This is a genomic window from Curtobacterium sp. SL109, assembly GCF_026672405.1.
Taxonomy (GTDB): Bacteria; Actinomycetota; Actinomycetes; order Actinomycetales; family Microbacteriaceae; genus Curtobacterium.
The window spans coordinates 2,994,099-3,005,417 of record NZ_JAPPRB010000002.1 but is presented as its reverse complement, the minus strand read 5'-3'; the positions used below and the strand labels follow the sequence as shown (position 1 = coordinate 3,005,417).

8 protein-coding genes are annotated in these 11,319 nt (G+C 71.0%); 7 read left to right on the top strand and 1 reads right to left on the bottom strand.

Annotated elements, in window-relative coordinates:
* The first annotated feature begins 89 nt into the window (after positions 1–89).
* The 6 genes from mtrA to secA all read left to right on the top strand — a co-directional run bounded on the left by mtrA (position 90) and on the right by secA (position 8,907).
* Positions 90–764, top strand: coding sequence for an MtrAB system response regulator MtrA (gene mtrA, locus OVA28_RS15685; RefSeq protein WP_071271417.1), 675 nt, complete (start codon positions 90–92; stop codon positions 762–764).
* Positions 765–769: 5 nt separating this feature from the next.
* Positions 770–2,431: an MtrAB system histidine kinase MtrB gene (gene mtrB / locus OVA28_RS15680; protein WP_268097598.1), complete on the top strand. Its 1,662-nt coding sequence runs from the start codon at positions 770–772 to the stop codon at positions 2,429–2,431.
* The gene (locus tag OVA28_RS15675; RefSeq protein WP_268097597.1) at positions 2,428–4,182 is read left to right on the top strand and encodes a GerMN domain-containing protein; all 1,755 of its coding nucleotides are present in this window, start codon (positions 2,428–2,430) and stop codon (positions 4,180–4,182) included. Before mtrB ends, OVA28_RS15675 begins: the two co-directional genes overlap by 4 nt.
* Positions 4,183–4,333: 151 nt before the next feature.
* Positions 4,334–5,086: a ComF family protein gene (locus tag OVA28_RS15670; RefSeq protein WP_268097596.1), complete on the top strand. Its 753-nt coding sequence runs from the start codon at positions 4,334–4,336 to the stop codon at positions 5,084–5,086.
* 166 nt (positions 5,087–5,252) lie between these two features.
* Positions 5,253–5,969 carry a ribosome hibernation-promoting factor, HPF/YfiA family gene (gene hpf, locus OVA28_RS15665; protein ID WP_268097594.1) on the top strand — a complete coding sequence of 239 codons (717 nt, stop codon included), beginning with the start codon at positions 5,253–5,255 and terminating at the stop codon, positions 5,967–5,969.
* A 157-nt stretch (positions 5,970–6,126) separates the two neighbouring features.
* On the top strand, positions 6,127–8,907 hold the full coding sequence (gene secA, locus OVA28_RS15660) for a preprotein translocase subunit SecA (RefSeq protein WP_194661934.1): 2,781 nt from the start codon (positions 6,127–6,129) through the stop codon (positions 8,905–8,907).
* 91 nt (positions 8,908–8,998) lie between these two features.
* Here the strand turns inward: secA and OVA28_RS15655 are convergent, their stop codons facing one another.
* Positions 8,999–9,538 carry an Rv3235 family protein gene (locus OVA28_RS15655; protein WP_268097593.1) on the bottom strand — a complete coding sequence of 180 codons (540 nt, stop codon included), beginning with the start codon at positions 9,536–9,538 and terminating at the stop codon, positions 8,999–9,001.
* A 119-nt stretch (positions 9,539–9,657) separates the two neighbouring features.
* On the opposite strand from OVA28_RS15655, the gene OVA28_RS15650 reads away from it, so the two are divergent.
* Complete coding sequence (locus OVA28_RS15650; RefSeq protein ID WP_194661920.1) at positions 9,658–11,157, top strand: sensor histidine kinase; 1,500 nt, start codon at positions 9,658–9,660, stop codon at positions 11,155–11,157.
* Positions 11,158–11,319: the final 162 nt, after the last annotated feature.

Genomic DNA, 11,319 nt, shown 5'->3' with positions numbered 1-11,319 from the left:
CGGAAAACCCGGCGTGACGGGGCCTCGGCTATCGTGAACGGACGGTGCCTGCCCGGGCATCCCCGCACGCCACCCGGAGTCCACATCACATGACACCGCGCATCCTCGTCGTCGACGACGACCAGGCCCTCGCCGAGATGATCGGCATCGTCCTCCGCGCCGAGGGCTACGAGCCCGAGTTCAGCGGCGACGGCAACGACGCCGTCGAGGCCTTCCACGCGACGAAGCCCGACCTGGTGCTCCTCGACGTCATGCTCCCGGGCATCGACGGCATCGAGGTGTGCCGCCGGATCCGCGCCGAGAGCGGCACGCCGATCATCATGCTCACCGCGAAGGGCGACACGTCCGACGTCGTCGCCGGCCTCGAGAACGGCGCCGACGACTACGTGGTCAAGCCCTTCAACCCGAAGGAGCTCGTCGCCCGCATCCGCACGCGCCTGCGGCCGACCGCCTCCGACGCGACGGTCCTGCACGTCGGTGACCTGGTCGTCGACGTCCCCGGTCACGAGGTCCGCCGCGGTGACGCCGTGATCGCGCTGACCCCGCTCGAGTTCGACCTGCTGCGGGCCCTCGCCGAGAAGCCGAACCAGGTCTTCACGCGCGAGATGCTGCTCGAGCAGGTGTGGGGCTACCACTACAAGGCCGACACCCGACTCGTGAACGTGCACGTGCAGCGGCTCCGCGCGAAGATCGAGCACGACCCCGACGCACCGCGCATCGTGACCACCGTCCGCGGCGTCGGCTACCGCGCCGGGGGAGCCTGAGCACCGTGCCGAGCTCGTCCGGGCAGCCGTCCCTGTCGCGGACGCGTCGACGGCTCCGCGCCTGGGCCAGACGGGGCTGGCGGGGCATCGCGTTCTTCTGGCGGCGCTCGCTGATGTTCCGGTCGGTGGCGATCACCGTCACCACCACCGGACTCGCCGTCGCGATCATCGGCACCGCGGTGATGCTGAGCATCTCGAGCAACGTGTACTCGCAGCGCCGCGACCAGATCGAGGCCGAGTCCGCCAGGGCCACGAACGTGGCGCAGGGCATCTTCGACGCGGCCACGGCGGCCGAGGACAACAACCAGTCCGAGCTCGAGACGCTGCAGAACGAGGCGCAGCGCGCGATCCTGTCGAACACGACGAGCCCCGGCGGCACGAGCATCGCGATCGAGCGCTCGCCCGGGGCGTCGGGCCCGCAGACGCTGCAGAACCTGGCCAGCCAGTACTTCCCGGACGCCGTCATCACGGACGAGCTCCGGAAGGAGGTGGCGAAGAACACCGGCAAGCTCAGCCTGCAGGCCGTGCGCCTCGACGACGCCGGTCGCCGGCAGCCGGGGCTCGCCGTCGGGTCGACGCTGCAGATCCCGAGTGCCGGGCAGTACGAGCTCTACCTGGTGTACGACCTCTCCGACGCCCAGCAGACCCTCGACTTCGTGTCGCAGACGCTCTCGATCGGCGGTGTCGCGCTCATCGTGCTCATCGCCCTCGTCACGTCGCTCGTCGTCCGGCTCGTCGTCGTGCCGATCCGCGGCGCAGCGGAGACGAGCCGGAAGATCGCCTCGGGACGGCTCGACGAGCGGATCCCGGTGAAGGGGCAGGACGACGTCGCCACCCTCGCGCGGAGCTTCAACGGGATGGCGGACGCCGTCAGCCGGCAGATCACCCAGCTCGCCGAGCTGTCCCGGGTGCAGCAGCGCTTCGTCTCCGACGTCTCCCACGAGCTGCGCACGCCGCTCACCACGATCCGCCTGGCGGGCGACGTGCTCTACGACGCCCGGCACGCGTTCGAACCCGCGGTGGGGCGCTCGGCCGAGCTCCTCCACGACCAGATCGACCGCTTCGAGCTGCTCCTGTCCGACCTCCTCGAGATCTCCCGCTACGACGCGCAGGCCGTCGAGCTCGAGACCGAGCCCGTCGTGCCGGCGTCGCTCACCGCCGACATCGTCGACGAGTTCCGTCCGCTCGCCGAGCGCGCCGGCGTCGAGCTCGTCCTCGCGACCCCCGGCGGGCACACCACGATGCAGCTCGACGGACGACGCATCCGGCGCATCCTGCGCAACCTCGTCGGCAACGCCGTCGAGCACGGGGACGGCAAGCCCGTGCACGTGGTCGTCGACAGCGACGCCAGGACCGTCGCGATCGCCGTGCGGGACCACGGCGTCGGGATGCCGGCTGAGGACACCGCACGCGTGTTCGACCGGTTCTGGCGCGCCGACCCGAGCCGCAAGCGCACCATCGGCGGCACGGGTCTCGGCCTGGCGATCAGCCTCGGCGACGCCAACCTCCACGGTGGGCGCATCGACGTCTGGTCCCGACCGGGGGAAGGCTCGGCGTTCGTGCTCACCGTCCCGCGCCGCGGGCAGGAGGCCACGGCGACGTCGGCCATCCCGCTGCCCGAGCTCGACGAGCACTACGACGGCCCGAGCGGAGGAGACACCCGATGACCAGGACCACCGCGACCCCGCCAGCCGGCCGGGGCACCCCGGGCACCCGGGGCGCCGGCGGCTCGCGCCGACGTTCGCCCCGCCGGCTGCTCGCCGTCGCGCTCGCCGCGCTCACCCTCGTCGCGCTCACCGCCTGCGCCGCCATCCCCACCGGCGGTCCGGTGCGGAGCGGTCAGGACCTCAAGGACGACACCGTGTCCGGGGTCGACTACCGCCCGAGCGGGCCGGAGAAGGGCTCCGCCCAGGACACCATCCTGCAGCAGTTCATCGAGGCCGCGACCGGGGCCCAGGACAACTACGCCATCGCCCGCGAGTTCCTCAGCGCCTCCTTCGCCCAGAAGTGGAACCCGCGCCAGAGCGTCACCGTCCGCCAGGGCGCCGGGGACGTCGACCGCACCGGCACCCGCGAGCTCACGTACACGCTCACGGCGAGCGCCACCGTCGACAGCGACGGCGAGTACACCCAGGCCGTCCGCCCCACCTCGTCCACGCTGACCTTCCAGTTCGTGAAGGAGGACGGCGAGTGGCGCATCAGCTACGCGCCGGACGGCATCATCCTGACGCCGGTCAGCTTCGAGCAGGTGTTCCAGGCGCACGCCCTGTACTTCTACGACCCCACCTACCGCTTCCTGGTGCCGGACGAGCGCTGGTTCCTGGCCCGCTCCTCCACGAGCACCCGGATCGCGAGCGCCCTGCTCGCCGGTCCGGCCGACTGGCTCAAGGGTGCCGTGGTGTCCTCGTTCCCCGAGGGCACGCAGCTCTCGCTGAACGCCGTCACGGTGGACAACGGCAGCGCCCAGGTGGACCTGTCGAGCGACGCGCTCCGTGCGACCACCGTCGACAAGGTGCGGATGCGGGAGCAGCTGGCCCGCTCGCTGTCGACGGTCGCGACCATCTCCTCGATCACGATGACCATCGAGGGCGCCACCTTCTCCGTGCCGGACTCCAGCGGCACGAGCGCCGTCGTCGACCCCGACGTCGACCCGCGCCCGCTCGTCGTCGACGACGACACCGTCGGCTTCGCGACCCCGGGCAGCGGGGACGTCTCCACGCTCGGCAACGGGCTCGGGAGCGCTCTCAGCCGCCTCGACCCGACGTCGCTGTCGCTGACCGCCTCGGGGTCGGACGCCGCGTTCGGCAACGTCGACGGCGTGTGGACGGTCAAGAACGGCAAGCGGCCGCTGCGCATCGTCGCCGGTGACGGGTTCGTCGACCCGTCCGTGGACGACGCGGGCTTCGTGTGGGTGGGGACCGCGAAGGACACCAGGAAGATCACGGCCTACGGCTTCGCCGGTGACTCGCACGCCGTCGCGTCGACCCTGCCGGACGGGGACCTGGTCTCCTTCCAGGTGTCCCGCGACTCCACCAGGGCACTCGCCCTCGTCGACACCGGAGCCGGGTCCGCGCTCTACGTGATGGCGATCATCCGCGACTCGGACCGCTCACCGACGGCGCTCGGTGCACCCGTGCGCCTGCAGGCCGCAGCCGGCGAGGCACTCGGCGCCACGTGGGTGAGCGACCTCGACGTCGCCTCGCTCGGGCAGACGTCGAGTGGACCGAGCGTCGTCCGTGCCACCATCGGCGGGCAGTCGGTCGCCCTGCAGCGACCGGAGGACGAGGCGACGCAGATCGTCGGCGGCAGCGCGCACTCGCTGCTCCTGCTGATGCGGGACGGGCAGGTCGTGCAGTCCACCGGCGGCGGGTGGGACCGGACCGGGATCAGCGCGTCGGTGCTCGGCGTCCAGCGCTGACGGGGCGGGGCAGGCGGTCCCACGACGGCCGGGCCAGCTGTCCCTCCACGGCCGGTCCGGCCGTCCCTCCACAGCCGGTCCGGCCGGGAGGCCCTCCACCGGTCCGCCCCCCGGCCCCCGCCCGGCGTCCTCCCGCCGCCAGGATCGCCCCATGACCCCGGCTCCACACCCCTGGCGCGACGCACTCGTCGCCGTCCTCGCCCTGTTCCTGCCCGTTGCCTGTCTCGGCTGCGGCGCGCCCGACCGCGCCCTCTGCCGGTCCTGCCGTGCCACCCTCGAGGGCTGCCCGCACCGGGTCCGGCTCGTCGGCGGGGTGCGCCTCGACGCCGCCTTCGAGTACGAGGGCCTCGTCCGCACCCTGCTCCTCGAGCTCAAGCTGCGCGGCCGTGTCGACGTCGCCGGTCCCCTCGGCCGCCGGACCGCCGCGCTGGTGCGTCGTGCGCTCGCCGAGGCACCGCCGGGCACGCTCGTCCTCCGCGTCCCGCCGTCCCCGCGTGGCCGGCGTCGACGCGGCTTCGACCCCGTGGTGCTCCTGCTCGCTCGGGGCGGTGTGCGGGGGACCGGGCAGCTGCACCGTGCCCGGGCACGCGGCCGTGGGCTGCTCGGTGGCAGCCGGCACGGTGGCGGCGTGCACGGTGGCAGCCGGCACGATGGCAGCCTGCACGCTGTCGGCCTGCACGGTGTCGGCCTGCGCGCCGGGGCGGGCCAGAAGGAGCGGACGGCGCTGGAACGGGTGGCCGCCACGGTCGGCACCCTCCGAGCCGTGCGGGTCGAGGGCCGCACCGTCGTCCTCGTCGACGACGTCGTCACCACCGGGGTGACGATGGCCGAGGCGGTCCGTGCCGTGCGGGCAGCCGGTGGCCGGGTGGTGCGGTGCGTCGCGACGGCGAGCGTCGAGGCATGACGCCGACCTCGGGTGAACGCCCGGTGTCCTCTGTGCATCCGGTGGGTGTCCGCTCCGACGCGCCCACACCCGGTGACACGGGTCCGTCGGCGGGTCTAGCGTCCCTGGCAAGGCGTCGGAGTTCGCCGGAAGCAGGTGACGCGCCGACTCAGTGATGGGAGCCGCCATGGACGTGACGATCACAGGCCGGAACGTCGGGGTCACCGACCGATTCCGTACCTACGTCGAGCAGAAGTCCGACAAGATCGACGTGCTCGCCGATCGCGCACTCGCCTTCGAGGTGCGGATCAGCCGACACAACGAGAAGAGCGGCGGCGGTCAGGGCGAGGACCGCGTCGAACTGACGCTCATCGGTCCGGGGCCCCTCGTGCGGGCCGAGTCCGCCGCGTCGGACAAGTACGCCGCGTTCGACCTCGCCTTCGCCCGGATCATGGAGCGCCTCCGCCGGGCCCGCGACCGCCGCAAGGTGCACCGCGGTCGCCACCGTCCGACCTCCGTCGCCGAGGCGGCCGGGTCCGCGTTCGACGGCATGGACGTCGTGCCCGCCGACGGCAAGCTCATCGAGGACGTCGCCACGGGGGCGATCCCGGTGGTGACCGAGGAGCCCCACGACGACGAGGACGAGGTCTACTCGCCCGTCGTCATCCGCGAGAAGGTCTTCACCGCGGAGCCGATGACCGTGGACGACGCGCTCTACTTCATGGAGCTCGTCGGACACGACTTCTACCTGTTCGTCGACGCGGAGACCCGCCGTCCGAGCGTCGTCTACCGACGCAAGGGCTGGGACTACGGCGTCATCGGGCTCGACGGCACCGACGCCGTCCGCACCGACGAAGCCGCCGACGAGACGACGCAGACGGAGCCCGCGGCCGCGCTCGCCTGAGCGTCCGAGGGACCACCCCGGTGTGCGCGGCCCGTTCGGGGGCCGCGCACACCTGTGTTCCGTCGGCGTTCCTCACAGCACAGGGCTCGGGCGGGTTGCTAGCATGACTGGCTGTTCGGACGCGCCGACCGCGCGCGACGAACCGTAAGGAGTTCACGTGGCAAACGTGCTGGAGAAGGTCCTCCGCGTCGGTGAAGGACGCACCCTCCGACGACTGAAGGCGTACGCCTCCGCGATCAACGACCTCGAGGACGACTTCGCGAGCCTCAGCGACGAGGAGCTCCAGGACGAGACCAAGGAGCTGCGCGAGCGGTACGCCAACGGCGAGACCCTCGACGACCTGCTGCCGGAGGCCTTCGCCGCCGTGCGCGAGGCCTCGAAGCGCACCCTCGGCATGCGGCACTTCGACGTGCAGCTCATGGGTGGCGCGGCGCTCCACCTCGGCAACATCGCCGAGATGAAGACCGGTGAGGGCAAGACCCTCGTCGCGACGACCGCGGCGTACCTCAACGCGATCCCGTCGCGCGGCGTCCACGTCATCACCGTGAACGACTTCCTGGCGTCGTACCAGTCCGAGCTCATGGGCCGTGTGTTCCGTGCCCTCGGCATGACGACCGGGTGCATCGTGGCGAACCAGTCGCCGGCCGAGCGCCGCGAGCAGTACGCCGCCGACATCACCTACGGCACGAACAACGAGTTCGGCTTCGACTACCTGCGCGACAACATGGCCTGGCAGGCCGTCGACATGGTGCAGCGCGGCCACTTCTTCGCCATCGTGGACGAGGTCGACTCGATCCTCATCGACGAGGCCCGCACGCCGCTCATCATCTCGGGCCCGTCCTCCGGTGAGGCCAACCGCTGGTTCACCGAGTTCGCCTCGATCGCCAAGCGCCTCACCGCGGGCGAGGACTTCGAGGTCGACGAGAAGAAGCGCACCGTCGGTGTGCTCGAGCCCGGCATCGAGAAGGTCGAGGACTACCTCGGCATCGACAACCTCTACGAGTCGGCGAACACCCCGCTGATCTCCTTCCTGAACAACGCCATCAAGGCGGACTCCCTGTTCAAGCGCGACAAGGACTACGTCGTGATGAACGGCGAGGTGCTCATCGTCGACGAGCACACCGGCCGCATCCTGATGGGCCGTCGCTACAACGAGGGCATCCACCAGGCGATCGAGGCCAAGGAGGGCGTCGAGGTCAAGGCCGAGAACCAGACCCTCGCCACCGTCACGCTGCAGAACTACTTCCGCCTGTACCAGAAGCTCTCCGGCATGACCGGCACCGCGGAGACCGAAGCGGCCGAGTTCATGTCGACGTACAAGCTCGGCGTCGTCGCCATCCCGACGAACAAGCCGATGCAGCGCATCGACCAGACCGACCTCGTCTACAAGAACGAGAAGGCCAAGTTCGAGCAGGTCGCCAACGACATCGAGGAGCGCCACGAGAAGGGCCAGCCCGTCCTCGTCGGCACCACGAGCGTCGAGAAGTCCGAGTACCTCTCCAAGCTCCTCGCGAAGAAGGGCGTCAAGCACGAGGTCCTCAACGCGAAGAACCACGCACGAGAAGCCGCCATCGTCGCCCAGGCCGGACGCTACGGCGCCGTGACGGTCGCCACGAACATGGCCGGCCGCGGCACCGACATCATGCTCGGTGGCAACTCGGAGTTCCTCGCGGTGCAGGAGATGCACACGAAGGGCCTCTCGCCCACCGAGACCCCCGACGAGTACGAGTCCGCCTGGGACGAGGTCTTCGCGAAGACGAAGGCGATCGTCGAGGAAGAGGGCGACAAGGTCCGCGCGGTCGGCGGCCTGTACGTCCTCGGCACCGAGCGCCACGAGTCCCGCCGCATCGACAACCAGCTGCGTGGTCGTTCCGGCCGTCAGGGTGACCCGGGCGAGAGCCGCTTCTACCTGTCGCTGACCGACGACCTCATGCGCCTGTTCAACTCCGGTGCCGCCGAGAGCCTGATGGGCCGCTCGAACGTCCCGGACGACCTCGCCATCGAGAACAAGCTCGTCGGCCGTGCGATCCGGTCCGCCCAGTCCCAGGTCGAGGGCCGCAACGCCGAGATCCGCAAGAACGTCCTCAAGTACGACGACGTCCTCAACCGGCAGCGCGAGGCGATCTACAGCGACCGTCGCCACATCCTCGAGGGCGACGACCTCCACGAGCGCACGCAGAACTTCCTGAAGAACGTCGTGGACGACGTCATCGACACCCACACCGGCGAGGGCTCCCCGGACGACTGGGACCTCGACGCCATGTGGACCGAGCTCGGCACGCTCTTCCCGATCTCGATCACGATCGACGAGATCATCACCGAGGCCGGCTCGAAGGGCAAGGCGACGCGGGAGTTCCTCGGTCGCGAGATCCTCTCCGACGCCCAGCTCGCCTACGCCAAGCGCGAGGAGACCCTCGGCGAAGAGGCGATGCGCGAGCTCGAGCGTCGCGTCGTCCTCTCGGTGGTCGACCGCCGCTGGCGTGACCACCTCTACGAGATGGACTACCTCAAGGACGGCATCGGCCTCCGTGCCATGGCGCAGCGTGACCCGCTGGTCGAGTACCAGCGCGAGGGCTACGCCCTGTTCCAGACGATGATGGGGCAGATCCGCGAGGAGTCGGTCGGCTTCCTGTTCAACCTCGAGGTGCAGGTCCAGTCGGACGGCGAGAACGCGGTCATCGAGGCCAAGGGCCTCGACGAGGAAGAGGTCGCCGGCCTCGAGTTCTCCGCTCCGTCGATCGACGGCGAGGTCGAGGTCCGCGACGAGCGCGGTCGCCTCGAGCAGGCCGCCACGGCGCTGGCTCAGCAGGCGCAGGCGGAAGAAGAGGCCGAGATCGCGCCCGAGAAGGGCTCGGCCTTCGGCTCGGCCGCCACGGCGACCGGTCAGGCGACGGCCACCAACCGCGCCGACCGTCGTCAGGCCGCCAAGAAGGGCTAGACCGGACCACGCCACCAGACGGGAGGCCCGGTGCCAGCTGGCACCGGGCCTCCCGTCTGTGGCGTGGTCCGTCGAGGAGCGACCGCGCCGGTCAGAGCATCCCGATCGCGGTGGCGCGCCACCGCCCGGCACGCTCCTCGAGCCGGATCGCGACCGCTCGGGCGCGGCTCCGGGTGTGGACCACCACGCTCGCCTCGGCCACGCCGTCCCGCGGGCGGCTCACCACGACGGTCCCGACGCGGATCGACGGCCGTCGGTTCCGGTGCGGGGAGGCGGACCGTGCCCGGGCGGCGTACGCCGCTCGCTGGTGGAGGTGCCGCTGCACGTCGTCCGTGATCCACCGGGCGATGCTCTCGACGTCCCGAGCGCCGGTGAGGATCTCGGCGACGCAGAGTGCCAGCGCCTGCGCGGTCGCTGCCGGGTCGGGGAGGGGTGGTGATTCCGGTGTCGACTCGTCGGCCCGGTCCGGCCCGTCGTCTCCGACCGGTCGTGGCACGAGCGCCGTCGTCGCAGCGTGCTCGAACCCGACGGTGTCGACCCGCAGTGCCGTCGCCTCCTGCCCGACCGCAGTGACTCCCGCCTCCGTGCTCTGGTGCGGATCGTCGTCGACCCGCTGTGCTTCCCGCGCCACCCCGGCCCCTTTCGTTGGTGGGCAGAGCGTATGGGGAATGCGAAATGCGAAATGACGACGAGCCTGACCTGTGGAGAACGGCGATCTGTCCACAACGCGCCCGGACCTAGACTGGTCGGGTGTCGACCCTCAGTGATCTCGTCCTCGCACAAGGCCGGTCCTCCGAAGCGGACGTGGAGTGGCTCCACCTGCTCGTGGGGGACTGGCAGCTCCTCTCGGACCTGTCGTTCGCCGACATGGTGCTCTGGGTGCCGACGGCCGAGGACGGCTCCTTCGTGGCCGTCGCCCACGCCCGTCCGTCGTCCGCCGCGACGCTGTTCTACCGCGACATCGTCGGGCAGGAGATCCGCGAGGAGTGGCGCGAGCAGGTCACCGAGAGCTTCGCGTCCGCCCGCGTCGTCGACTCCGCCGAGCCGGACTGGTACGAGGACACCCCGACCCGCGTCCGGGCCATCCCCGTGCTCCGGCGCCTCAGCGCGAAGAGCAAGCAGACGACCGACCGGCCGATCGCCGTCGTCACGCGCCACTCGAACCAGGACGAGATGCGCACGCCGAGCCGCCAGGAGCTCAACTTCACCGCGAGCGCGAACGACCTGTTCGGCATGATCGCGACGGGCGACTTCCCGGACCTCGGTGCTCCGGCCGGCCCGCGTCGTGGCGCACCCCGTGCGAGCGACGGCCTGCTCCGCCTCGACACGAACGGCATCGTCACGTTCGCCAGCCCGAACGGCCTGAGCGCCTTCAACCGGATGGGCTTCGAGGGCGAACTCGAGCGGAAGTCCCTGGCCGAGGTCACCACTGAACTCCTCGGCGCCCAGCTCGACGTCGACGAGTCCCTGCCGCTCGTCGTCACCGGGCGTGCTCCCTGGCGCGCGGACATCGAGTCGAACGGCGTCGCGGTCACCCTGCGGTCGATCCCGCTGCGCGACCACGGTGAGCGGATCGGCGCGGTCGTGCTCTGCCGCGACGTCACCGAGATGCGGCACCAGGAGCGCGAGCTGATCACCAAGGACGCGACGATCCGCGAGATCCACCACCGCGTGAAGAACAACCTGCAGACGGTGGCCTCGCTCCTGCGCATCCAGGCGCGGCGCACGCACTCGGAAGAGGCCAAGACGTCCCTGCAGAACGCGATGCGGCGCGTGGCGGCGATCGCCGTCGTGCACGACACCCTGTCGACCGGCCTCAGCCAGAACGTCGACTTCGACGAGGTCTTCGACTCCGTGCTCAAGCTCGTGACCGAGGTCGCGGCGTCCCACAACACGACCGTGCACCCGAAGAAGACCGGGGAGTTCGGCGTCCTGCCCTCCGAGGCTGCCACGCCGCTCGCGCTCGGGCTGACGGAGCTCGTGACGAACGCGGTGGAGCACGGACTCGACGGCCGCGACGGCGAGGTCGAGATCGTCGCCCACCGCTCGGACGACCACCTCGAGATCCAGGTCCGCGACAACGGCGTGGGGCTGCCCGAGGGCAAGGTCGGCTCAGGCCTCGGCACGCAGATCGTCCGCACGCTCATCCAGGGCGAGCTCGGCGGCACGATCGACTGGCACACGCTCACCGGCAGCGGCACCGAGGTCACGATCTCGATCCCGTTCCGCTGGGAGACCGCGGCCGCGTAGCCGCGTGCGCGTGCGCGTGCGCGTGCGCGTGCATGTCCGTGCCGTGCCGAGCCGAGCGTGCGCCTGGCCAGGGCGGGTCCGGGCATCGCGAAACACCGGTGTTCAGCTATCGCGCCGCGACTTCCCGCGGCGTGACTGCAGAACACCGGTGTCTTGCGAGCC

Bases quoted from the DNA above. Each gene is read 5' to 3' on its own strand.
- mtrA (WP_071271417.1), top strand. From the start codon at position 90: ATGACACCGCGCATCCTCGTCGTCGACGACGACCAGGCCCTCGCCGAG.
- OVA28_RS15675 (WP_268097597.1), top strand. From the start codon at position 2,428: ATGACCAGGACCACCGCGACCCCGCCAGCCGGCCGGGGCACCCCGGGC.
- OVA28_RS15670 (WP_268097596.1), top strand. From the start codon at position 4,334: ATGACCCCGGCTCCACACCCCTGGCGCGACGCACTCGTCGCCGTCCTC.
- hpf (WP_268097594.1), top strand. From the start codon at position 5,253: ATGGACGTGACGATCACAGGCCGGAACGTCGGGGTCACCGACCGATTC.